Here is a 25588-nt window from a genome sequence, read left to right on the forward strand (position 1 = left end):
GCATCGGAATAATAAAAACAGATTGAATCATGGAAGCTAAAACAACTTGCCACTCAGGATGCAGTTGCGGACATAATAAAGGAGAAGAACACCCGAACGTGGTATTGCCGATCCTGTCTTTCATCCTGCTCATTGTGGGGCTCATCTTAGACCATACCGGACAAGGCTGGTTCTCGCCGACAGTAAAACTCGTCTGGTATCTGGCTGCTTTCCTCCCAGTAGGACTGCCTGTCATACGGGAAGCATATCACGAGGCTTTGCGAAAAGACTTCTTCACCGAGTTTACATTGATGTCGGTCGCTTCGACCGGAGCTTTCAGCATCGGCGAATATCCGGAGGCTGTAGCTGTCATGCTTTTTTATACGGTTGGAGAAATGCTGCAAAACAGGGCTGTCGAACGTGCTTCACAAAATATCAGCCGCCTGCTTGATGTCCGTCCCGAACGTACGGACGTATTTCGTGAAGGTAATTATATCAATGTCTCCCCGAAAGAGGTACGGACAGGTGAACGAATCGAGGTAAAACCGGGCGGACGCATACCGCTCGACGGGATTTTACAGGAAACCGAAGCATCGTTCGACACCTCCGCCCTGACAGGCGAAAGCATGCCCCGCATACTTCGGAAAGGGGATGAAGTCCTGGCGGGAATGATCGTACTGGGACAAACCGTCCGCATAGAAGTGAACCGTCCCTATGAACAAAGCGCATTAGCCCGCATTTTAGTGCTGGTGAAAGATGCAGCCGAGCGTAAAGCTCCTGCCGAACTGTTCATTCGTCGGTTCGCACGGTTCTATACGCCTGCCGTGATCGTGTTGGCTTTGCTGATCGTCACGGTTCCGGCATTTGCCGGATTGATGATGCCGTCTTTCCAATACGTTTTTCATGACTGGTTGTACCGGGGATTGGTCTTTTTAGTTATCTCCTGTCCGTGTGCCTTGGTAATCAGCGTACCGTTGGGATATTTCGGAGGTATCGGAGCGGCGTCACGTGCCGGTATCTTGTTCAAGGGTGGTAATTATCTGGATGCCATCACCCAGATAAATACCATTGCATTCGACAAAACAGGTACATTGACCACTGGCTGCTTTGACGTGACGGATATGCAGGCGCATAGAATTTCCGAGTCGGAACTATTGACCTTGCTTTTATCCGTCGAACAGAAAAGTACCCACCCGATCGCACAAGCGATCGTCCGCTACGCAAAGAAACAGAATATCTCTGCAGCAAGCGTATCGGAGATGCATGAACTGGCCGGACACGGCGTGGAGGCCGTCATCGGTGGACAGGAAGTGCTTGTCGGGAATATCCGCTTAATGAAAGAGCGCGGGATTTCCATCCCCGAAGAGTTGTCCGACCAAGTAGCGACCGTAGTTATCTGCGCCATCGATAAAAAATATGCCGGCCATCTGCTATTGTCCGATACGTTGAAAGACGATGCCGTAGAGGCGATTGCCAAACTGAGGAAGTTAGGAGTGACGGATATCCGTCTACTGTCAGGTGACAAAAAAGAGATTGTCGCCTCTTTTGCCAGACGTTTAGGAATCGACCGGGCATACGGGAACCTGTTGCCGGAGGACAAGGCGGCACATATCCGGGAAATGGTTGAAGAGCCGGGCAAAACCGTGGCTTTTGTCGGAGACGGAATGAATGATGCTCCGGTATTGGCACTAAGCCATGTAGGGATTGCGATGGGCGGACTCGGTTCGGATGCGGCAATCGAGAGTGCCGACGTCGTTATCCAGAACGACCAGCCGTCCAAAGTGGCGACCGCCATCACGATCGGGCGCAAGACACGTACGATTGTCCATCAGAATATCATAGGGGCACTTGTTGTAAAAGGGATTGTGCTGTCGGCAGGTGCATTGGGATACGCCACGTTGTGGGGGGCAGTCTTTGCTGATGTCGGTGTCGCTCTGCTGGCAGTCCTCAACTCGGTCCGCATACTGAACAGGAAGGTATGGTAAAACGGGGATGTGTCAACATCTCCTTGTCCCCGCACTTGATGCGGGGACACAAAAGGACAGACCTTATCAATCGGATTTTTATAAGGTCGGTTTTAATGCGATCCCGCGTCAAGCACGGGAACAGGACAGTTTTGACATACCCTCATACATTTTGACACGCAGCCTCGTTTATGATCGTTTTTCACTTTCCTTTCAGAAAAGGTTTTCCATTTTTCCAAACCACCTCTTCCTGTGTGATATACCAGGTTTTTCCGTTATCGTTATTTCCCTGATAGAACAGATAAGTTCGACCGTCCAAATCGGTAAAAATATGAGGATGGCCGGATTCGCTGGAATTCCATTCGCCGGGTTTGCCGTTCTTAAGGAAAGGTTCTTCCGAAAGACGTTTCCAGACAATGCCGTCTTCGCTTTCCGCCACTCCGATCTGTTGAGGGGCATTATTGTAAGCTCCGGCATAAAACATATAAAGTTTGTCACCTTTCTTTGCGATCGAAGCCCCTTCGATACATTTTCCTTCCCACGGATACACGGGATACAGGATAGAGGAATCCGTTACCTGTATCCAGTCTTCCCGGTTGAAATTGGTATTGCCCGGAGCAACAGCTACTCCCTGCATCTGGATGTCGTAGTTTTTATCGCGGGTTGCAAAATAGAGGAAATAGCGTCCTTTGAACTCACACACTTCCGCATCTATGGCACGCCCACAAGTCCAATCTCCGGCCGGATGGAAAATCGGATTCGTCGGATTCCTTCTGAAATGAATGCCGTCATCCGATATGGCATGGCAGATGGCATCTTTCTTCCCATTCCCGTATGTCTGATAAAACAAATGCACCTTTCCATCCTTCACCAACGCACCGGGTGCACAAAGTCCTTTCTTCTCATAATCAGCTTCGGGAGCAGGCGTGATCTCGCCCACCTTCGTCCAGTTCATCAAATCCTTACTCTCGGCAATCCCAATATTCCATCCGGAATCAGGTTCCCCCTTCATCGGCGGAATGGAATGGTACATCAAATAGCGCCCCTTAAAATTAACCACATGCGGATCTTTCGAATAAGGAACCCCGACACGGGAGGTATCGCCGTATAACATGAGGGGACGAGCAGAAGAGCCCTGTGATAAAATTAACTGAAAGTTTCCCCATAACAATAGAATAATCAAAACAAGTTGCTTCATAAATACTATCTGATCTTTTTTAATTGACAAATGTAACTAATATTCTTCTAAATAAATTCGTAAATCGGATTTACAATAAATGATACAGCCTATCCTTCTATCCTTTTGCCATTAAACAGGGAAACAAAGGGCAAGCCATATACATTATTTATTTCAAGTAAGGTTTACCATCCTTCCATAAAACTTCTTGCTGTGTAATATACCAAGTCTTACCATGATCATTATTACCTTGATAGAACAAATAAGTCCGTCCGTCAAGATCGGTAAAAAGGTGAGGATGACCAGATTCACTTGAATTCCATTCTCCCGGTTTTCCATTTCGTAAAAAAGGTTCTTCCGACAGACGTTTCCAGTTCAAACCATCTTCACTGACAGCAACCCCGATCTGCTGAGGAGCATTATTATAAGCTCCGGCATAAAACATATACAGTTTATTATCCTTCTTAACAATCGAGGCACCTTCAATACATTCTCCCTCCCAATCACACTCTGGATACAAGATCGATTTATCACAAGCTTGTGTCCAGTCTTCCCTGTTAAAATCAGTATTCAAAGAAGCTGTTGCCACTCCTTGCATTTGTATTTTAAAATCCTTGTCACGAGTTGCAAAATAAAGAAAATACTTTCCATTGAATTCACAAACTTCAGCATCAATAGCCCGTCCACAGTTCCAATCACCCGTCGGATGAAAAACCGGATTACTCGGGTCGCGATCAAAGTGGATACCATCAGTTGACACAGCATGACAGATTGCATCATTTTTTCCATTTCCATAGGTTTGATAAAACAAATGAATTTTACCATCCCGAACTAAAGCACCAGGTGCACAAAGCCCATTCTTTTCATAAACGGCATTCTTTTCCGGCGTTATTTCACCGACTTTCGACCAATTAACCAAATCTTTACTGGATGCGATGCCAATGTTAGCACCAGAACCAGATACATCCAACCTCGGTGGAAGCGTATAATACATCAAATAACGTCCCTGAAAATTCACGACATGCGGATCTTTTGAAAAAGGAACTCCACGACGAGAAGTATCTTCATACATCATCCTCGGTTGCTGGGGTTTACCCAGCAACGAGAAAAACAAACAAGTCAATAATAAAACATATACTCTCATTTTTATTGATTCTAAATGATTAATTGCCATAACCAGGATTCTGGGTAAATTCCTCCGGATTCGAAACATTTGTCAACTGATCACGCGGTATCGGGCGTAATACATGATAATCTTTAAATTTCCCTGCAGTCATAGGACTGATTTCAGGATCATTCATACGCTCCATCAATTTGTCCGTCCGTTTCAAATCATACCAACGATGCATTTCTCCCATCAATTCACGAGCTCTTTCATCCAAAATAAAGTCAATCGTCACATCGGAAGACTTAATCTCCATCTCCGCTTCATGCCCAGGTACAGCGGCACGGCGACGAACTACATTAATATATTCAGCTGCTTTCTGAGCATTTCCAGACAGGAATGCAGCTTCAGCAGCCAACAAATATGTATCAGCCAAACGATAAACAAAAACATTACGCGATCCGGCTGTCCAGTTAACTTCTGGACGCAGGGGATCCAAATGTTTCACCAAATAAGCATACATTTTATAAGAAGTAAAACGAGTATTCGACGGCCATTCCGCATTCGGATTCTGCTCAGACTGGACATCCATCAGAGGATCGATTTGTTCACGCATATATTCCGGAAGAAATACCAAAACAGGCCAAACTTCTTTAATCTGTTCCGGTGTCCAAGGTTCTCTTGGATCAATCATGGCCAACTCTCCTTTTGTCCAAACCTTTTCTTCCACTTTTTTGGTAAACGGGCTGAAAACATTCTCCGTCACAGAATTTTCCGTTACATTCCACCGAGAAATAAAACAATCATCCCAACGTTGATCTTTCGTTTTGTCAAACAAACTTATTGCAAAATCAGAAGAACGCTCACGGCTCCAAGGTCTGCCATACTCAATAACTCTCTTTACAGCAGGATGTTCTTCCGAATAGGCTGAACAAAAGTACATATGGGCTGTATTACCATCTCCATTTAATTCCGCATTTTGCGTATACAAAACAGAGAAAAGGACTTCCGAATTATTTTTATTATTGATATCCCATAATTCTGCGTGCGATTTAACCAACGAATATTTACCAGAATTGATCACCTGCTCGGCATAATTCAAAGCTTTTTTCAAATCGTCATCACTCCGTTTCAAAGTAAGATACACTCTCGACAGATGGTGCATAGCTGCATATTTTGTTATATGCCCGAATTCAGATGCCTGGTAAGTTTCCGGCAAGTTTTCTACAGCAAATTCCAAGTCTGTAACAATTTGATTCCAAACTTCATCTACTTTTGTTTTATGTGCAGTAGTCTCTACTGAATTTGTCGGCTTCAACGGCATAGGAATATCACCAAACTGCTGTACCAGATGATAAAAATAGTGTGCTCTGATAAATAACGATTCTGCAAGAAAACGTGTTTTTAGATCTTCATCCAATCCAGGAATATCATTATTTTCCAGACTCTCAATAACTGCATTACACTGATTCACGGATTTATAACAACTATACCAGAAACTCCTGACATCAGCATTTGTCGCATCAATCGTCCAATTATACCATTGCTCATGTCCTTGATGACCGATCCATATATCCGAAGGACCTTCACACATATAAATCAAGTATTCCTGTATATACATTCCCCTTAAGGTTGAATACAATCCATTGACACCATTGGTTATACCATCTTTCGTCGTATAAAAATTACCAACAGTCACTTTATTATAAGCCGTCTCATCCAAGAAGTCGCAAGACGACAAACATAGCAGAGACAACGAACCTATCAATATTTTATTTAGTATTTTCATATTCTACTTTCAATTAATCAGATTATTAGAAACTTGCATTTACTCCAAATATAAATGAGGTTAACGGACGGTGGTCTGTATAGCTATTACAGTTTTCCGGATCCAGTCCTACATAATCACTCTTTGTCCATGTATATGGATTTTCAACCATAAAATATACCCTGAATTTTTCACTATAAAACTTTTTCGAAATCTCTTTCGGTAAAGTATATCCCAAATTAATATTTTTCAGACGTATAAATGACAGATCCCGATAAGCATAATCACTTGACACCAATAACTCCTGTGGATTAGTTATCGCAGGTTTCGGACAAGCATTAGAAGGATTATCCGGTGTCCAAAAATCAACATCCAGATGATTATAACGAGTTGATCCAGCCTCGTCAGTCAATACTCCTAATAGCTGTCCATACTTCTGACGTGTATAGAAATAAACATTCAAATCGAAATTCTTATAATAGAATCCTGTAGAAAGTCCTGCTGTCCATTTGGGTATTTTATTGAATGTATGCAAATCGCCTTCATCATAAACCCCATTATTATTTACATCTTCTATTTTAGGATTACCAGGTTCACGTCCATACTTTGCCGCTTCCTCTTCTTCTCCATATTGCCAAACTCCTATATATTTATACAGACGTTCAACGTAGAGAGGTTGCCCAATGAACCATTTATTTCCCGGACTATCTTCCTTTCCATTGAACAACTCGACAATTTCATTCTTGTTATAGCCAAAAGTCAAATCTACTGTCCATCTGAAATCTTTTGTCACAACAGGTACAGTGTTCAAGGCTATTTCAATACCCGAATTACGTGTCTTACCTACATTTTGCCAAGTAAATTCATACCCTGTATTGATCGGCAAATTGCGTTTCATCAATAGATCACGTGTATTACGAATATATCCGTCAATAGAACCACTGATCCTGTTATTCAAGAAGCCAAAATCCACGCCGACATTATATTCTTCTGTACTTTCCCACCCCAATTGATTATTAGCCAACTCGGTAGGCAGATATCCCATTGCCGACTGCTCAGTTGTCCCGAAATAATACACATATTTACCTAAAGCTCCTTGTGTTGCATACTCAGAAATTGCTGTATTACCGGAATTACCCCAGCTCAAACGTAATTTCAGATTAGAAAGCCAATCAACTTCCCGAAGGAAAGACTCATCATTCATACGCCAAGCCAATGCAACAGACGGAAAGAAGTCCCATTTATTACCTTTTGCCAAACGAGAAGAGCCATCGTAACGTCCAGTCAATGTCAACAAATACCGATCCTTAAATGTATAATTAACTCTTCCCATAAATGACAACAAAGCCCATTTACGTACAGAAGAAAGACGTGTAAATACATCTGGTGCTTCATTCACATTAAACCACGAACCGTAATAAGGCATATCCTGTCCAGTCAAACCGACCAATTCTGCTTTATCTGTCTGCATATCATGCACCAACGATACATCCAAACTATGATCATTCAATACCTTCTTATAATTCAGAACATTCGTAAAAGTAATCTGTTGCTCGTTCGTTTTTTTGTATTCAGCAGACGGAGAAGCCAACTGGCGAGCTTGAGAAGTAGAACTCTTATAAACTCCATTTTCGATTGACGACAAGCCATATGTCAAACTTGTTCGGAATTTCAAGCCTTTGATTATTTCCCAATCTGCAAATAAGTTCAAAAGGATACGGGTACGTTTTTCTTTATTGTCTACATTATTCTTATCAGTATCAAACAAAGGATTCGAATGCAATACCGTCTGATACCAACCGCTATTGTAAAAGCGCATATCTCCATTCTCGTCATAAACCTCCGTTAGTGGATCAATAACTGTTCCATATTTCCAAACACTATTATCTCCATTATTACGAGTTGTCAATGCTAAAAGAGAAGAATAGCCTACCGTCAAGTTCTTTGCTAATTCCATATCCCCGTTAATACGGGCTGAGAAACGTTCATATCCCATATTATCAATAATACTTTGGTCTTTATTATAGCCTAACACTAACATATTACGATTACGACCATTCGATTGATTGATACTGACATTATGATCCGTTTTATAGCCCGTACCGCTAAACATCAAATCTTGCCAATCTACAAACTGTCCGGAGTTCAAGGCTTTTAATTGAATATCATCAAATATTTCCTTATCTGTCTTTCCATAATTAGCCATTCTTTTCCAGTCTGCATATTTTTCACCGCTCATCATATCATAATTTTTGAATGACTTGGACACACCGACATATCCGTCATAACTAACAGACAGTTTAGCTTCCTTACGGGCACGTTTTGTCGTAATGATAACAACACCATTTGCTCCTCGAGAACCATAAATAGCAGTGGATGAAGCATCTTTCAAAACATCAATCGACTCGATTTCTGCCGGATTGATCTCATCGATCTTTCCTCCGAACGGAGCATCATCCACCACTATCAACGGATCATTGCCCGCATTGATCGAATTATATCCACGGATCACAATGGTAGAAGATGCTCCGGGAGAGTTTCCCATCGTAATATCCGCACCTGCAATTTTACCTTGCAATGCTTGCATAGGATCTTTCATCACAGCCTGATTCTGAATCGATGAAGAAGAAATCTGTGAAACAGATCCTGTTAGGTCACGTTTTTTGACAGAACCATAACCTACCACAACCACTTCATCCAAAGCTTGCGTATCTTCCTTCAATTGGATGTTCAATGTTGTCTTACCTTTACTAACCGCAACATCCTTGTCCAAATATCCGATGTACGTTATACTTAATTTGGAACCTTCGGATATCGACAAAGAGAAATTCCCATCCATATCCGTAATCGTACCATTAGACGTTCCCTTTTCAACAACATTCGCCCCAACAACTGGTTCGCCATTTTCATCTTTCACGATACCTTTCACAATGATCTGCTTTTGCTGAGTGATAGATGATCCTGCGGCTTCCTTCTTGGAAATCACAATCATCTTGCCCTGGACGGAATAAGACAATCCGTTATCCAATACGGCAGATAGAACTTCTTCCAAAGAAGCATCTTTAAAATCTCGCGTAATCTGCTTCCGTTCATTTACCTCGTCTTTCTTGTAAATGATGGAATACTGTAGTTCTTTCTCGACTTCCGCTAATACCGTTTTTAAAGGAACATTTTTAAATTGCCGGGTAATCCGCTGTGCATTCATGGAGGTAGCCCCAGAAAGCATCAAGGCAAGGATTAACGCCCTTCCTACATGTTTTCTATACATAAACCAATAAATTAAAGAATTAGATTTAATAATATATTAACAATTGCGCTATTGTTTTCTAATATAAATATCCCGGTCCCGCCGTTCATAACGGATCGGAATAATCTCGGATAGAGCGTGAAAGACATCTCCGACCGTCTCTTCATTGCGAAGTGATACGCGGAAAGCTATATCTTTTTCCAAGTCGTCTCCCAAATGAATCTGAACGTCATATTTACGGGATAGGCGGACTGCCAACTCATTGAGCGTGATTTTATCATATTCAACTCTCCCTTCTGTCCAGGATTTATATTGAGAAGCCTGAACCTTCTGACGGGAAAAACTTCCGTTTTGTTTGTCAAGACTCAGCAATTCTCCCGGTGCAACCGGAATATGCCTCCCTTTATATAAAATATCGATAGAGCCTTCCAATAATGTCGTTTTAGCAGAAATATCTTCAGGGTAAGAAGATACATTAAACTTTGTTCCTTTCACCAATACACTATACTGATCCGTTTTAACCACAAAAGGAGTTCCATCTGACTGTTTAGTCACTTCGAAATAAGCTTCACCAGTTAAAAAGACTTCCCTGTTTTTAGAATTGAAGTTACCGGCATACTGTAAGGAAGAACCGGCATTCAACCATACAACTGTTCCATCCGCCAGTATCAGCTTGCTTTTTTCTCCATAGGCAGTTTCTAAAGCAAACCGGTTATCGGTGGTTTCCGTATTCCGATAAAGATAGAAACTATATGTTCCACTCAATAATAGAACACATGCAATTGCAGCAACAGCGATAAACCGCTGCAATTGCATGTGTTTAGTACTAAACACACCATTCAGCGATTGACGCACCTGCATCCGGCGTTGCAACTGTTTCCATTCATTCGAAACTTCAGGAATCAGTTTATAGGAAAGCATCCACTCCTCCTCCCATTGGCGGAACATTCTTTCATTAGAAGGTGCATCATTCACAAACCGGAAAAGAATCTCTTCTTCGGAGGGAGTAATGCGTCCTTCAAAATAACGTATTGCCAACTGGTGATTATAGATCTCCTGCTCTTTCATAATTTTTGCTTTCTATATGATGTAACAACCCAAATGAATTTTACCCAACCCCCTTCCTGAAAAAAATTCCCCAAAACAAAAGAAACAGGACTTCGTTCATTCGGAAAGCAGCCAAGCTAATATCGCGATATAGACATCCAACGGATATTTATCTTTAAAATGTGCGGAAAAGCGTGCTAAGGCTTTGGCTATATGTTTTTCCACTGCAGTAGTCGATATTTGGAGAGCATCTGCGATCTCCCGGTTTTTCATTTTCTTAAAACGGCTCATCTCAAATACTTCACGGCAACGGGAAGGCAAATCACTCATAACAAGACTGATCTGTTGTTGCAATTCCTTATACAGAAGCGTATATTCCGGACTTAGGTTAAAGTCCCAATAATAAAGTTCTTCCTGCCCGGCCACCCTATCCAAATGTTCCAGATTATGCTGCTCGACCAGTTGCAGATGCTTCAAATAATTCAGACAGGCATTCCTCACCATTGCGAAAAGAAGAGATGAAATGGAAACAGCTTCTATCAGATCACGTTTTTCCCAAAATCTCAAAAAACTCTCCTGTATGATATCTCTGACTGCTTCCTCATCCGTCACAAAACGAGCAGCATATCCCCGCAACCGAGGATAATAGCTATTGAACAGAAATTCGAATGCTTCGCCGTTTCCGTTCTTTATCTCCCGAAGAAGAGTCTTCTCGTCTGTGAAGTTTTTCATAATGATTATCTATTATGTTTCATCTCCTTATTCTTGCAATTATAGAAACCCTCTATATAGATATTCAAATCTTTGTCTATCTCAATGACGGCAAAACTATTATTTTCGGGAAGGCTTCCTTCTATCATTCCTTTCATTGTAAAATAGTGGATTCCATGCCGAAAACTATAGTTCCCGGCATGATGGTGCCCTTGGATAACGGCTACTACCTTGCCGCTTTGCTCAAGTATCGAAACGATCTCTTCCGCATTGCCGATACAAAGTTCCTTGTCAATCCCGGAGAAAGTATCCAACAATTCGTGGATAAAGATCACGACCGGCAAATCGTCTTTCTTCAGTTCCTGCCAGAGCCATTCCTTCTGCCCGGCCGGGACAAACGCTTTCGTCCAATCGAAATCACCGGAATCATAATCGGAACCATCCTCGTTGCAATTACCGTCGAGCACGATAAACTTGATCTGGTTCCGTACGAAGGAATAATAAGGTTTTCCTTTCGCACTCCCGTAATTGCTCGTATGTGCGAGAAATTCAGATTTTGAGATACTATCCATATCATGATTGCCCAACACATGATAAACAGGGCCGTCGAAGGTCTGAAACTTTGCTTCTATCTCATCTAAAAACGACAAAGTCTGCCCTCTTTCAGGAATATCCCCCATATCCTTCAAGTCTCCAAGTTCAATCATGAAATCTAATTTCCGCCTATTAAAAACGTCTATTGCTTCCGATAACTTTGTGATGGATTGTTCATAATAGCGAGTTCCGTGTACATTCCGATGAGCAAAATGTATATCCGTTACCAAGCCAAAGCGCTGTCTCTTTTCATTTTCCCGCGCCAACAAGCCCGGACAGGATAAAAGCAATGCCCCAGCGCATGATCTCTAAAAAAATAATCGTCTATTCATGGTTTATCAGATTGATCAGGGCAAATGTAAACAATATTCCCGGAGAATTGGATAAAACTGTTTACCTTTGCCTTATCAAATACGAATCTGCTATATGAAACTAAAAGTAATTATCCTGCTTATCAGTCTGTTATCCGGCTCTATCGAAGCCCAGACAATTCATTACAATGCTTTCTCACACAACGATTATGAACGTCCCCGTCCGCTATTCGATGCCCTTTCATTCCAATTCAATTGTGTGGAAGCGGATTTATGGCTAATCGACGGCGAACTGTATGTGTCCCACGATTCGGTCGCCCCCAACCCGGATATCACATTCGAGAAACTGTATCTCTTGCCATTAGTCGAACGGATCAAAAAGAACGGAGGCAAAGTATATCCGGACAGCGACCGCCCGTTTTACCTGATGGTCGATTGCAAGACAGACGGCGAAGCAATGTACCCCGTCTTGAAAAAGAAACTGAAACCATACGAATCTCTTTTCTGTCATGAAAAGGACGGGAAACTGCAAGAAAGTGCCGTGTTGTTCTACCTGTCAGGAAAAAGTCCCCGCAAAGCTATTGCCGCCGAAACCAACCGTTTTATCTTTCTGGACGGTACGATAGAAGATTTAGGGAAGGGCATTCCGGCCGTCCTAATGCCTGTCATTAGCGATAATTATTCCAAATATATCGGCTGGAAAGGCCAGGGAGAGATTCCCGCTGAAAAGCTCGAAAAGGTGCGAGAATATATCCGGCAAACCCATGCGGAAGGCAAACTGTTCCGCTGGTGGGGCGCACCGGACACACCACTGTTCAAGAAACTTTTTATTAAAGAAGGGGTGGATTTGATCGGGGCCGACGACTTAAAAGCGTTGAGTTTGATTTTACAGAATCCCTAAAAAATCTTTTTTCATCCCGAATAATTCTTTTTTAAATGTCTACTAATTCTGTAATCACTGACGCCGATTACAGATTAGTAGGCACTCCGATGTTTTCTTATGCTATGTAGATAAGTAAACTAGGACTACTTATAAGACGAAATATTGAATAACTTCTTCATCTCACCCGTTTTCACCTTAGCCGTAAACAGGTCTTGCAAATCCTTAGCAGATAAGGAGTAAGAGGGAGCGAAAGCAGAGGATTCCATGTATTCCAAAATGCTACGGTAGAACTGCCGGGCTTCCGGTTTGTCCTGTACTGCTTTCAGATCAGACATGCAAACTAAGAGTTTACCGTTCCCAACCTTGAATTCAAACAACAGACCCAACTTATGGTTGCGTTCGACATTGTCGATTACCTGTACGATCGGCCGGTAATCATCGGACAGACGATCCAGAATCATAGGGTAGCTCTGCTTGATGATTGGGAACCATTGCCAGTTGGTGTGGAACTCGGTCGGGAAATCAGCCAATGCAGGGTGGCCGGGATCAGTCAAGATTCCCAATGTACCGGGAGAAACTGGGCGGTCCAAGTTTTCGCAGATAGTCCGGAACATACGGTAATTCCAATAATCCGTCTGGAAAAGTCCGCCTACCGTTTGATCCTTATGTTTGTCTTTCGAAGGGAACCAAAGGACTTTGCCCCCCTCTGTCAGGTATTTCAGATGGGCATCCAAATCATCCGTCACACAAATGTCTTCAGATGGTGCAACCTCTTTATCAGCCGCCGGATAAATCCAAAGGGAATAATCATTCCGGTAAGGAGTGCCGTCTATCGACAAGGCGAGCGTGACTTTTTCAGCCTTCCGGACAGAAGCGATAGCCGGTTTCAATGTGCCTACCTTTGCCAGCTCTCCTTGTTTAACCTGCAAAGGTAAAACTCCCTTATCTAAAACTTGTTGTTTGCTGTCGGTCAATGTCCAAGACAATTGTTTACTATTCAAATCGCTTTCAGAATAATTGGCTATCTCAACCTCTCCGGTGAGCGCCTCATCGTTTGTCCAACAGAACTTCTCCGTGCAGAACAGAGGAACCACTTCCGAACAGAAATGCCGCCATTCTTCCGGCGCGATCAACCCTTTACTTTCCATAAAAGCATCCAAGATTCCGACATAAGCTGAGCCCTGTCCCGGATAATCCTGCAAATCAAGCAACTGGAAACCGCCCCATTCCGGCGTACGCAGGTTCATCTCGATATCCGCCCGGTACAGCAGGGCCGACCATTTGCCGGAAGCCATCATAAAGTCATACGCCAGGTTAATCATACCGGCCTCTTCCAAGCGTTTCTTGAAGATTTCGAAATTGCGTGGCTTCAATACACCCGTATATTTCTTGATCTCTTCATAATTCGGATATACCTGGAACTGCCCTGTCTCGTGGCTGATAATCGGAACATCGCATAATACATTGGCAGACGAGAAATCCATCTCCGAGTTTGGGTACGTGTGATTCAGATACCCACCGTCATAAGCGTCGGCAAAGGAAAAAGAGGCACGGGCATGCGTGTTGAACTGCTTGTCGCCTTCACGCCCGACACGACAAGTCGTGAAATAATCTTCATTCGCTTGCTTTCCTTTAAAGCCCAGATAATTATTTGAACCGGAAGAATAGATATGACGGTTATCCTCCTTTTTGAAGGTCTGGATCAACATGGCAAGCCCTTCCTCGCCGGACATCTCATTTCCTAATCCGAACATCACAAAAGAGGCATGATTACTATAGGCCCGATGCAGGTTTCGCCCTTCTTTTAACAGATAATCGCATAATTCGGTATCATCGATATCGATATTTCCCCAAATAGGAAGTTCCGGTTGCAGGTAAATGCCTTCGATGTCGGCTGCCTCAAAACAAGCTTCGGGAGGACACCAGGAGTGGAAACGATAATGGTTGATGCCGTACTGTTTCGCTACCTGGAAATAGTGTCGCCAAGTCTCCACATCCATTGCGGTATGGGCAATCAGAGGGAAGACACAGGCGTCATGTTTTCCGCGCAGGAACGTAGTCTTGCCATTCATGGTGAACTGCCGTCCTTTTGTTTTGAAATCGCGCAAACCGAAAGTCGCCTGCTCCGTATCGACCGATTGATCTGTTTTTAGTGAGACAGAGAAACGATATAGAGACGGTGTAAATTCACTCCAAAGCAAAGCCTTATCCCCCAGCGCAAGTTCGAGCTCCTGTTCCGGCTTCGTCCAGTCCACTTCAACTGTCTGTACCGGTGTTTTATGTTGTTTATCCGTATTCCAGGCTTCGGCATAAAAGGACAATATACCTTTTCCCGCCCCTTTGTCCGGGTTACGAAGGGTTACTCTGGCAGTCACGACTTTTTTCGCGACATCCGGATACAGCTGGATGTCATCGATCCCGCAAAGAGGTACGCTTTCCAGATAAAAATCACCGATAATTCCATTCCAGTTTGTCTGTGTGGAAGCAGAATAAGCATGTGAAGAGCCGTAGACCTTTTCTGGCACGGCCTGCTTGCCGTTATCGACTAAAATAGCAACGGTATGGGTTCCGGGAAACAGATAAGAGGACAGATCATATTGTTGAGCCGTAGAGATATCGTTATTTGCCCCAACTTCTTTTCCATCGATCCAGATCGTCGTGGGCTTCGTGCGTTCCATTACCAGGCGGACGGATGTTCCATCCCATTCTTCCGGTATATCGACCTGCTTTGTGTACAGCGCTTTCCCTTCAAACACATATTCTCTGGAAAGGGATGTAGTCAGTGTCATATCCGTATTGTAAGTTCCTTTTTTCCCCATATCGGTAGTACCGGGCAGAAAAAGAGAATCCGTACAAGACTTTGTCAACCAATCAGGAGCAATCCCCGCACCGGCAGTATCCAGTTGCAATCCCCAATTACCCTCCAAGGGAATGCGACTCTGGGTATCAGGAGGTAGTTGTCGGGTACAAGCGGAATAAAATCCAGCGGTTAACAACAAGGTAACAAGTTTAATCGAATTTTTCATCTTCTTCAAGTTTATATTTACATGCTTCAGCAGTTTTCGTTTCACCCGGTTTACAAACAATATCGAGATAACTGAACGAATTACCCAGTTCATCGTTCGTATGTTTGGCATCCATCCCGCTAATCATGGCTACATTACCCGGAAACATGGCTCTCCAAATCAATTCTTTCCCGGACTTGTTCGCGAAGGTACTACTTCCGGCAGATTGATGCAAGATAGATATTTTTCCTGAGAATACAGGAATATTTTCTATCGAAATCCAACGGGTAGCATCCGTAAAGCGCGGAAGGGTGGTAATACGGTTTGCCGTGACATCGGCATCTACGCCGGCAAGTCCACACACAATTCCTTCGATCACACCGCTGGCTACTTCGGGATAATCCCGACGTTCATTCGCATAAAGCTCCTTTAGATAATGATAGCCCATATCCTGCCTGCCGTATTTATAAAAGATCTTCGGATAGTAAGACATGCTTTCCACGTTTGTCTCTTTCTCCGACAGGATCGCCAATAAACGATTGATACGTTCCGGCTTGTCTACGATACCGAACCAAAGAGGAAAAACATTACATCCGCCTTCTTTCAGGTTTTCATTCTCCAACTTATAGGCATAATAGTTTTGAGTCTCTTCATTCCACCAACCGGTATTATATAGGCGGGCATACTCTTCCGCCTTCGACTCATAGTGGAGGGCGGCCTCTTCATTTCCTCCCAGCCGTTGAATCTGTGCATACGATTTCAATCCTCGGTAGATCGTAGCGATCAAATCGCCGGTTACCGTCAGCCCACGAACCGATTCCTCATAAGAAGGGAGCCCACGGAAGGTTTTGAACTTCGGATCGACACGTGCATCGTCTTCGTGCATCACCCCCGGACGTTCCATGATCTTATCCGCCTGCAACTGCCATCTGTCGATATATTCATTGGCCGATAAACGGAAGAACTCTTCAAAACGAGGATCATTGATGTAGACTTCATTTCCTGTCCAGAGGTACAAACGGTAACAAGCGTTCATCACATCGAAGTTCGCATTCAGGTTATACCAGAAATCCTGATCCGAGACATAATCAGCCGAAGCCGGCAGGTTATTCCTGTCTATCTCCCAATAGCTGCAATAGTCCTTCGACTCGGAAATATTCTCGACAAACTTACCCATCATATTCGCATTTTGCCTGCCATACCCGTTCAGCTCCTCGCCTATACATTGATGAGAGACATCCCGCATGCAGAAAGCCTGGCGATTCGGCAAAGCCGCTTCGTACCAAGGTCCGACCGGATCGGAATCCTCCCCGACATACCGATTCGAATTACTTACGGCCCAATCGAAGATCTTCACCAGGGCCGTATCATCGGATGCCACACAAAATGAGGTACGCGCAGCATCCGCTATATCAGGATACATCTCCTGCCCTGGCTGGCCGCAAGCACAACTTAAAACAAGGATAAGAGATAAATATGATAATTTCATTTTTATACGATCATTATGTTATTACAAAAAAAGCGCATCAGAATATCCTCGGATAGTCCTGACACGCTTTCTCCCTATAATTCAGAACTGGTTATTATTTCCAACCTTCGTTTTGGGTGATACGACCTGGGTTCAAGTCGATCTCTGCTTGCGGAATCGGCCACCAGAAATCTTTTGCCGTATAAGCATCTCGCTCCGCTGGAATCAAAACGGTATGTTTAGGCGTCCCGCTCGAAAAGTCGCGATATTCGATACCTTCGATCGGCTTGTTCATCACATCCAACAAAATGTTCCAGCGACGGATATCGGCAAAACGAAGGCCTTCCTGCGCAAGTTCCACACGTCTTTCGTTGCGAACCAGATCCCGGAGACTACCGTTATAACGTTCGGCTACCATCTTGTCAATATCGTTCGTATTACCAGCACGGTCACGAATCACTTTTATCAGGGACTTGGCTTCGTCCGTACTTCCTCCGGTTTCCACCAACGCTTCCGCCCTCAACAGATAAGCTTCCGCATAACGGAAAATTATAAACGAGTTGTAAGTTGTCCATGTTTCTTCTTCCTGACAATATTTTTTCCAAGACAGGCCGGTAGGCGTCTTGTTCCATTCGCCACCGCCGCCTTCTGCCAAGACATCACCTACGCTGATTTCCTTGTCTTGCAAAGCCCCGTAATCCTTGTTAGGATCAAAATAAGTTTTGCCATCTTTTTCAACCACATTGTTCGGAATCGTATTAAAATACTTGCCACGCATTTCCATACCTGGAGCATAGATAGTCTGGTAAAAACGGGGATCTTTATTCAGATATGGCATAGTTTCATTTCTCTCGCCCACATATTCAAACGCATCAGCTAATGCCTTCACCGGAGTTGTCACGCAATAACCACCGATAGACTGATTATACCAATTACCCCAACTGTTCGTCGCATCCAATGAATAGCGTCTTACCAGGATCACTTCATCCAGGTCTTCACAACCAGTTACAAACAACTTGTCAAAATCGGCCAGCTGCGGAGCGGATGCAACCAATTGGGCCGTTTCATCCAACGTAATCTGGAAATAAGATTTATCATTCAGATAACCGGCCGCATAAGCAGCAGCACGTGCACGAAGCAAGCGGGCAGCCGGTTTTCCGATCTTCGATTTATTGCTTGGCTTATCCGGTAATCCGGCAATTGCCTTGTCCAGGTCATCCAGGATAAAATCGAACACTTCCTTCGGGTCCTGTACTTGCTTAACGTTTTCACTTTCCGCTACTGTAGCCGGATTCTCGGTATAAAACATGATATGTCCGAAGATAGAAACCAAATCCAGATAAAAATAGGCACGCAATGTACGAGCTTCACCCAAAACCTGGTTCCGGTTAGCATCGCTTTCCCCGCCCGGCCATTGGTACTTATCAATATTGTTGATTACGTTATTCGCACGCTGGACGGAAATATATCCCTTATCCCATTTGTCAGCCGGGAAAGAAGAGGCTGTACTCCCGATGCCTCGCCCCAAGTCATATCCTCTATTCCAACTATGCGTAACCAAACCATTATCTGTCACGCCATCCATCCACAAATCATAACTTTCGACGTTCAGTCTCTCATACAAGGCGGTCAACGCCTTTTCATAGTCTTCTGCCGACTTGAAATAACCGTCCGCCGTAATAATACCTTCCGGTTCCAGATCAATATTACTGTTACAACCGCCTGCCATACAAAGGGTAAAAGCCAACGCCCCATACAGCAACGATTTCTTATATATTTTCATAATGCTCTATTTATTAGTTTAGATTAAAAGATAATGTTTACACCGAAGTTTACGATTTTCAACGGAGGAAAATCATTGATTCTATCACTTTTTCCTTCTGGGTCCAGACCTTGATACAAACTACTGAATGTAAGCAGGTTCGAGCCAGAAACATACAATCTCAGCTTTGTGATTCTCAGCTTGTCCCTGATATCCTTTGAGAAGGTATAGCCCAACTGGGCGTTTTTCAGACGTAGATAATTTGTCTTTTTCAGGAAGAACGAGTTGTAGGTAGATGCATTCCGGTTATTGGCTGCTTCCAAACGAGGCATTTCGGCATTTCCATTCTGGTTCTCTTCCGTCCATCTGTCGCGGAAATGTACACCGGTGAAGGCCTCATAGCTTGGTCCTTCGATCCATTCCCCATACATCATACGATTCGCGCCGCTTGATCCCTGGAACAGCAAACTCAAATCGAAACCTTTATATTCGCCGCTGATATTCCATCCATATGTGAACTTAGGGATATTGGAGGCAAAGATCTGACGGTCGTCCGGGTCGATCGTTCCATCGTTATTCGTATCGACCAGTTTCACATCGCCGGCATGAAGATCAGACATACCACGCGGGTCCGATTTATATTTGGCACGGTATTCTTCCAATTCCTGTTCGTTCGCGATCAAACCGTCTGCCTGATAGATGTAGAAAGCATTCAAAGGCGAACCGATCGTTTGAATATTATAACCGCTGATATTCTTGTCATCACCACCGCGGTCGATCCATTCGTTCTTGTTATAAGCCAAGTTGAAAGAAGTGTTGAATGTAAACTCTCCGAATGTTTTACGGAAACCGACCATAGCTTCTACACCTGAGTTACGAACCACTCCGGCATTTTGTTCAGGAGCATCCAGACCAATGAAATGAGGGATACCCAGTGCTAACAAAATATCTTTCGTATCTTTTGAGTACCAGTCCAATTCACCATAGATCGTGTTATTTAGGAAACCAAAGTCCAAACCGATATTAGTCTGTTCCACTGTTTCCCAAGTCACATCCGGATTCGCCATCTTCTTCTGGTAAACAGCAGAAACAAGGCTACCGTTCATGACCACATTCGAGGTGTTATACTGAGGCAGATACATGAAGGCATCGATACGCTCGTTACCGGTCTGCCCCCAGGAGGCTCTCAGTTTCAGATTATCCACAAATCCCAGATTTTTCATAAACCCTTCTTCCGAAATACGCCATGCAGCAGAGAAAGACGGGAAAACACCCCACTTATGGCCTTTAGCAAAACGGGAAGAACCATCGGTACGGATATTCGCTTCAAATAAATACTTATCCTTAAATCCGTAGTTTACACGTCCGAAGAAAGAGTTGATACCCCACTTGGTCGGATATCCTTCCGCAAACTGACTACCGGCCGAACCTAAAGAAACGTCCGGTAAAGCATCAGAGATCAAATCTTTACGCTGAGCCATTGAATAATAGTTGCGGTAAGAGATTTGCTCCATACCGTAGAGCAACGCCAAATCATGGTCGTCGCCGAAACGCTTTTTGTAATTGGCCAGGAAACGAAGTGTCATCTGGTAACTGTTGTTACGTGAATCTTTTACACTATTCGGATTATTACGTTGTGTAACCAGTTCACCAGTTTCGTTGTAATATTTATAATTCTTATAATGGATCTTTCTTCTGTCCCATGAACCGTTCAAAGAAGCCATACCCGTAAACACCAAATCCTTGATCGGTTCGAAATCGGCTTTTACCTGTCCATAAACCACATCCATATTATAACGGTCTTCCCCTACGACATCCAAATCCATAAGAGAGATGGCATTTCTATTCTGTTTATCCAAACGGTAATCGCCATTTTCATATCTGACCGGCGATGTGGGCTGCATGCTCCATACATCATACTGCACGCTACCTAAAGATTCCGGCCATAGGCGGTCAACGTGACGATATGTTACGTCACTACTCACCTTCAACATTTTGCCAATGTTCAAATCTGTATTTACACGATAACTATAACGCTGATATTCCGTATTTTTAACCAAACCAGGCTGATCTAGATAGTCAAACGAAACCAAATAACGTCCGACTTCACTACCACCCGTCAGGTTTAATGTATGCTGTGTGATATAAGTAGGTTTATACACCTCATTCGCCCAGTTCAGATAAGAATGGTTATACGGATCATCGCCTCTTTCCGTTGCCAGAATATCATCTTCCGAATATTTGATCGAACCACCGGAATTGACTAATGCTTCATTAACCATCGTCATATATTCGCGTGCGGAAACCTGCTCGGCTCTCACCGCCCGGTCCTGGAAACCGATTGTACCATCGTACGATAATTTCACTTTACCTTCCTTACCACGTTTGGTCGTTACTAGAATTACACCGTGAGCAGCACGTGAACCGTAGATAGAAGCAGATGCGGCATCTTTCAAAACAGAAATATTCTCGATTTCGGAAGAAGGAATCTGACTTAAAGACATTTCGATACCGTCCACCAATACCAGCGGTTTGGCATTGCCAGTCGTACCGACACCACGCAAGTAGATTTCAGGATCGTCACTACCTGGAGCACCACCACGGTCAACTACTGTGATACCGGGACTCAAACCCTGCAAAGCTTTTGTAGCATTTACCACTGTCATTTTATTGATTTCATCACCTTCCAGCTTTGTAACGGCACCAGTAGTCGTCACTTTACGCTGAACACCGTAACCGACAACAACAACTTCGCTCAATGCTTGGGTATCTTCAACCAACTGGATAGCCAATGTCGACTGGTTACCTACCTTTACTTCCTGCGTATTATAACCGATATAGGATACCTGTACAACCGCACCCGGAGCGACTTCCAGTGTAAACTTGCCATCGATATCGGTGATAATACCGTTTGTAGTTCCTTTTTCAATCACATTGGCGCCAATAATAGGTTCACCCAGATCGTCCGTAACGACACCCGTAATCGTTTTCTTCTGCTGAGCAATAACCGGAGCAGATGTTTCCTTTGCCTTATAACTCGACAGGACAATATAAGAACCTTTTTGGGAATAATTCAGTCCTAACTGGGTAGAGAGGTTATCCAAAACTTCCTTGATGGACTTACCGACCATATTAACGGATATCCTTTTATTTACATTTACACCGGCATCATAAATGAAAAGATAATCCGTCTGCTTTTCAATAGTATTCAAATAATCTTTCACTGAAAGATTATCACCCTGCAGGGTGATCTTTTGCGATATCGCATTCTCTGCATGCAAGCAGAAAATGGCTGCAAATAATAACATATAGGTTATTCTCATAATCCTAAATAAATGTTTATGTCGTGATTTTAATAAGAGACAAAACCCCGACAAAGGTATTTTATTCATAACTTTGTGATATTTAAAGATTAATACTTGTGTTAGACATGTGTTAGTTGTAAGGCGGTGAATCTCGCACATTCATCGCCTTTTTACATTGTTTTTCGTGTTCCACTTCATTCCATAGGCATTTTCGTTTTTAATTTAAGGTTACACATTTACTTTATATAGATAATCGTATTATCGTCGCTGCGGGAAAAAGTAAAACGCGTACTGCGTTGCAACACCTGCAAAATGAAATCCACCCCGTCCGAAACACGACATTTACCACTACATTTATAGTCATGCAGACTTTTGTTTTGGATTACAATACGGATATCATACGTCTTCTCAAAGCGTTTCATCAAATCGGCAAAACGGATATCCTCAAAGCAAATCAATCCCTCTTTCCAACGATAATCATCCAAGTTACGGATCGATTCCACCACCATTTTACCTCCCGTCCATTCCGCTTTCTGCATCGGAGCAAGCCGGATGGAAGGACCAGGCTCCATTTTATTTGTTAACTCAATGGAACCTTCCAGCAGGGCAGCTGAAAATTCGCAATCCGACTCCGCCTCATTCACCCGAACATTAAACTCCGTCCCCAAAACTTTTATATCACATTTCTTTGTCTGTACGACAAATGGATGTTCCACATCTTTAGATACATCAAAATAGGCTTCACCTTTCAACGACACACGGCGGATATCCTCACTAAAAGAGGCCGGATAAGTCATTTCACTACAAGCATTCAGCCAGACATTCGTCCCGTCGGACAGGGTGAGGTTCGCCCGCTGCCCCGGAGGAACGACGATCTTGTTCATCTCCAATACAGGAGCCGGTTTTCCCACATTATTAGATATGTATAGGACAGACACTAGCAATACGGAAATTGCAGCAGCGATCTTCAGCGATTCTCTGATAACAAAAGGCAGGCTGAAACGGTGACCGGATTGCACCATGCTGCTATTTTTCGTCTTATGCAACAACAGCACATCAAAATATTTCCGCTCCCTTATCAGCTCTTCCCGATTCTTATTAGAAGCATCCACCCAATCGCAAACAGCCTCTTCCTCTTCAAAAGAGGCTGTTCCTGCAAAAAATCGATGTAATACATTTCTGTCCATACGTTATATAAGCACCTCTCGAAAGCAACCCCCTAAAATTTTATCCGAATATTTTCACCTTCCTTTATTTTCCGGTTGCTGATCGTTTTTCCGTCTGCGATAACGGCAACTTGCAGTTGATCGCCAAGACGCTTCACTTCAATATCGAATACTTGATTGAACGCGCAAATCTTACGCAGGTTCATATGATCCCACTCTTGCGGCAGGCGGGGAGTAAAGACAAACGAATTCAGGCCGGTCGGACGAATGCCGAACATCCCTTCCGTAATGATACGGCAATACAAACCGCTTTCGGCAGACAGATGGCGCTGGTTGCCTTCCGGCCATGCCTCGATTGCATAAGGGACATGTTCACCCAACAGACGCTGGGAAGAATAGAATCTCAAATAATCGGTAGCCTTCTCCGTCTCACCGCAAGCATACACGCCACGCAACGCATACAAGGTGGAGCGATCCCAGAATGTTTCACTTCCGGCCTGCGTCAGCAAACCGTTCTCCGTCCACAGGCGCGGAGAGAACAACGCCTGGATGGTCGCATCTTTCCGATCCTGTATCCCGACCGTGAGCGGAATGCAGATCCAAGAACGCAGGACATCATTTCCTTCATAATATTTATAGGTATCAAATCCTTCGACGGTCCCGCCGAAATAGCGGTCGATATTTTTCTTCAGGGCTGTAGCCTGGCGAGCATAGGCTGCAACCGGCTTACCTAAATCCTTCCCTAAATAACCTGCTGAGATCAAAGCATCATAATATAAGGAAGAAGTACAAAGATTTGCTTTCCCTGCTGGGAAACGGTTTTCCAGTTCATCCGCATCGGAAGCCACAACACCACTCTTGTTCAAATTGCGCCGACAATATTCCAAGCACCATTCGATCAATGGCCACAACTTTTCGGCTTCTGCCTTATCTCCTTTGGACAAAGCATAACGGGAAGCACCATAAGCGACCATCGCCGCATCGCCACGATCACCGGCTCCTGCCCAAACATCAATGCCTTCCGCTATGATCGAGCTAGGCAACGGCTTGTATTCCGGATTCATGAAGCGGGCAAAATGTTCATACGAGCACAGTGCGGAACGGTTTCCGACCTCATATCCCAAATAAGGGAAGAAAGGGTTGATATATTCCGCCTGGTCGTTTGCCCAGATAGCAGCATAGTAGGATTCGCCTCCGGGGCCATGCATAAGGCCTCCTTTCGTATCGTAAATACTTTCCGCTCCACGGATTTTTGCAAAGGCGAACATTGTATTGATGACAGGATCGGGCGTATCCAGAACCAGGTTATCCCAGAATCCGGCAATCAAATCCTGCCGGGCCTGTAATTCCCGGTCAATATCTAACGATAGCTCGCGCTCATCCTTTTTGTATCCGGCAAAAGTCGCACTGAACGTCAACTCCTCACCAGGTTGCAACTGACGAGCCACCTGTCCGTTGATAGTCGAAACTAATTTATAGCTGCCATCCACCCCTTTCGCGGCATCTGTCTCGACAACAGAGCGTGAAGAAGGGATTTCCACCGATATCGCAGATTCACCTATATTCCGTAAAATATATTTTTCACAAAAAGCCGGATTCGAAACGGAAGGAAACAAGATACGTGTCAAGCCGAGTTTTCCCTTACGGGGAAGTGTGTATTCGCTCTGGACGACCATCGTGCCGTTCAACGTAACCTCCTTTACTTTCTCATTCAGCAAAGACTGCCCGTTTACCTCGACCATATCCGTCACGTTCCAGGCAAAACGACGCATCAAGCTGGCATGAGTATTATTCGGAATCGTGCGTAGCATCGGCCATACCATACTTCTGTTCAGCATAAAGGCGCCGTTTGCATCGACTCCGTAGCGAAGCACGGTCGAAACTCTCAACCCACTCATTTCAATATGATCCTCATGCGGAACCCGCTCATCCACCTGCCAGGTAATACCACCGGCAGAATTAATAGCCCAGCGATCGGCTGCCGATACGGAGAGGCAGCTAATCCATAAAAAAGATAAAAGGCAGTAAATCTGTTTTCTCATGTTACTTAATCAATAATGTGTTTTTCAAATTTCTTTTATAATAAGCACCTCAAA

At 43.9% G+C, this 25588-nt stretch carries 15 protein-coding genes; 2 read left to right on the forward strand and 13 right to left on the reverse strand.

Annotated elements, in window-relative coordinates; translation table 11 throughout:
- The first annotated feature begins 29 nt into the window (after positions 1–29).
- A complete protein-coding gene (locus tag NQ542_RS13515) occupies positions 30–1964 on the forward strand; it encodes a heavy metal translocating P-type ATPase (protein ID WP_005633451.1) in 1935 nt (644 codons plus the stop codon).
- 181 nt (positions 1965–2145) lie between these two features.
- Here the strand turns inward: NQ542_RS13515 and NQ542_RS13520 are convergent, their stop codons facing one another.
- From NQ542_RS13520 to NQ542_RS13550, 7 genes are all read right to left on the reverse strand, one after another.
- Entirely contained in the window at positions 2146–3141 is a 996-nt protein-coding gene (locus tag NQ542_RS13520) for a family 43 glycosylhydrolase (RefSeq protein ID WP_005633452.1), read from the reverse strand.
- 148 nt (positions 3142–3289) lie between these two features.
- Positions 3290–4264, reverse strand: coding sequence for a family 43 glycosylhydrolase (locus NQ542_RS13525; protein WP_005644925.1), 975 nt, complete (start codon positions 4262–4264; stop codon positions 3290–3292).
- A 19-nt stretch (positions 4265–4283) separates the two neighbouring features.
- On the reverse strand, positions 4284–6014 hold the full coding sequence (locus NQ542_RS13530) for a RagB/SusD family nutrient uptake outer membrane protein (RefSeq protein WP_005633455.1): 1731 nt from the start codon (positions 6012–6014) through the stop codon (positions 4284–4286).
- A 25-nt stretch (positions 6015–6039) separates the two neighbouring features.
- On the reverse strand, positions 6040–9261 hold the full coding sequence (locus NQ542_RS13535; RefSeq protein ID WP_005633457.1) for a TonB-dependent receptor: 3222 nt from the start codon (positions 9259–9261) through the stop codon (positions 6040–6042).
- A 48-nt stretch (positions 9262–9309) separates the two neighbouring features.
- Positions 9310–10308 (reverse strand): FecR family protein, encoded by a 999-nt coding sequence (locus tag NQ542_RS13540; RefSeq protein WP_005633459.1) that lies wholly within the window; start codon positions 10306–10308, stop codon positions 9310–9312.
- 96 nt (positions 10309–10404) lie between these two features.
- The gene (locus NQ542_RS13545) at positions 10405–11019 is read right to left on the reverse strand and encodes an RNA polymerase sigma-70 factor (RefSeq protein ID WP_005633461.1); all 615 of its coding nucleotides are present in this window, start codon (positions 11017–11019) and stop codon (positions 10405–10407) included.
- A gap of 5 nt (positions 11020–11024) precedes the next feature.
- On the reverse strand, positions 11025–11882 hold the full coding sequence (locus NQ542_RS13550; protein ID WP_039849632.1) for a metallophosphoesterase: 858 nt from the start codon (positions 11880–11882) through the stop codon (positions 11025–11027).
- A gap of 136 nt (positions 11883–12018) precedes the next feature.
- Here NQ542_RS13550 and NQ542_RS13555 point away from each other — a divergent pair, with 136 nt between their 5' ends.
- Positions 12019–12804 carry a phosphatidylinositol-specific phospholipase C/glycerophosphodiester phosphodiesterase family protein gene (locus NQ542_RS13555; RefSeq protein WP_005633468.1) on the forward strand — a complete coding sequence of 262 codons (786 nt, stop codon included), beginning with the start codon at positions 12019–12021 and terminating at the stop codon, positions 12802–12804.
- Between the two features lie 125 nt (positions 12805–12929).
- On the opposite strand, the gene NQ542_RS13560 is transcribed toward NQ542_RS13555, so the two are convergent.
- From NQ542_RS13560 to NQ542_RS13585, 6 genes are all read right to left on the reverse strand, one after another.
- Positions 12930–15812, reverse strand: coding sequence for a sugar-binding domain-containing protein (locus NQ542_RS13560; RefSeq protein ID WP_005633470.1), 2883 nt, complete (start codon positions 15810–15812; stop codon positions 12930–12932).
- Positions 15796–17280 (reverse strand): trehalase family glycosidase, encoded by a 1485-nt coding sequence (locus tag NQ542_RS13565; protein WP_005633472.1) that lies wholly within the window; start codon positions 17278–17280, stop codon positions 15796–15798. Before NQ542_RS13565 ends, NQ542_RS13560 begins: the two co-directional genes overlap by 17 nt.
- 94 nt (positions 17281–17374) lie before the next feature.
- The gene (locus tag NQ542_RS13570) at positions 17375–19042 is read right to left on the reverse strand and encodes a RagB/SusD family nutrient uptake outer membrane protein (RefSeq protein WP_005633477.1); all 1668 of its coding nucleotides are present in this window, start codon (positions 19040–19042) and stop codon (positions 17375–17377) included.
- Between the two features lie 23 nt (positions 19043–19065).
- Positions 19066–22344, reverse strand: coding sequence for a TonB-dependent receptor (locus tag NQ542_RS13575; RefSeq protein WP_224204088.1), 3279 nt, complete (start codon positions 22342–22344; stop codon positions 19066–19068).
- A 218-nt stretch (positions 22345–22562) separates the two neighbouring features.
- Positions 22563–23513 carry a FecR family protein gene (locus NQ542_RS13580; RefSeq protein ID WP_005633481.1) on the reverse strand — a complete coding sequence of 317 codons (951 nt, stop codon included), beginning with the start codon at positions 23511–23513 and terminating at the stop codon, positions 22563–22565.
- Positions 23514–23545: 32 nt separating this feature from the next.
- Positions 23546–25534, reverse strand: coding sequence for a glucosidase family protein (locus NQ542_RS13585; protein ID WP_005633483.1), 1989 nt, complete (start codon positions 25532–25534; stop codon positions 23546–23548).
- Positions 25535–25588: the final 54 nt, after the last annotated feature.

It is taken from the genome of Parabacteroides merdae ATCC 43184 (assembly GCF_025151215.1).
Lineage (GTDB): Bacteria > Bacteroidota > Bacteroidia > Bacteroidales > Tannerellaceae > Parabacteroides > Parabacteroides merdae.

Bases quoted from the DNA above. Each gene is read 5' to 3' on its own strand.
- NQ542_RS13530 (WP_005633455.1), bottom strand. From the start codon at position 6,014: ATGAAAATACTAAATAAAATATTGATAGGTTCGTTGTCTCTGCTATGT.
- NQ542_RS13535 (WP_005633457.1), bottom strand. From the start codon at position 9,261: ATGTATAGAAAACATGTAGGAAGGGCGTTAATCCTTGCCTTGATGCTT.
- NQ542_RS13525 (WP_005644925.1), bottom strand. From the start codon at position 4,264: ATGAGAGTATATGTTTTATTATTGACTTGTTTGTTTTTCTCGTTGCTG.
- NQ542_RS13515 (WP_005633451.1), top strand. From the start codon at position 30: ATGGAAGCTAAAACAACTTGCCACTCAGGATGCAGTTGCGGACATAAT.
- NQ542_RS13585 (WP_005633483.1), bottom strand. From the start codon at position 25,534: ATGAGAAAACAGATTTACTGCCTTTTATCTTTTTTATGGATTAGCTGC.
- NQ542_RS13575 (WP_224204088.1), bottom strand. From the start codon at position 22,344: ATGAGAATAACCTATATGTTATTATTTGCAGCCATTTTCTGCTTGCAT.
- NQ542_RS13540 (WP_005633459.1), bottom strand. From the start codon at position 10,308: ATGAAAGAGCAGGAGATCTATAATCACCAGTTGGCAATACGTTATTTT.
- NQ542_RS13580 (WP_005633481.1), bottom strand. From the start codon at position 23,513: ATGGACAGAAATGTATTACATCGATTTTTTGCAGGAACAGCCTCTTTT.
- NQ542_RS13545 (WP_005633461.1), bottom strand. From the start codon at position 11,019: ATGAAAAACTTCACAGACGAGAAGACTCTTCTTCGGGAGATAAAGAAC.
- NQ542_RS13555 (WP_005633468.1), top strand. From the start codon at position 12,019: ATGAAACTAAAAGTAATTATCCTGCTTATCAGTCTGTTATCCGGCTCT.
- NQ542_RS13560 (WP_005633470.1), bottom strand. From the start codon at position 15,812: ATGAAAAATTCGATTAAACTTGTTACCTTGTTGTTAACCGCTGGATTT.
- NQ542_RS13565 (WP_005633472.1), bottom strand. From the start codon at position 17,280: ATGAAATTATCATATTTATCTCTTATCCTTGTTTTAAGTTGTGCTTGC.
- NQ542_RS13520 (WP_005633452.1), bottom strand. From the start codon at position 3,141: ATGAAGCAACTTGTTTTGATTATTCTATTGTTATGGGGAAACTTTCAG.
- NQ542_RS13570 (WP_005633477.1), bottom strand. From the start codon at position 19,042: ATGAAAATATATAAGAAATCGTTGCTGTATGGGGCGTTGGCTTTTACC.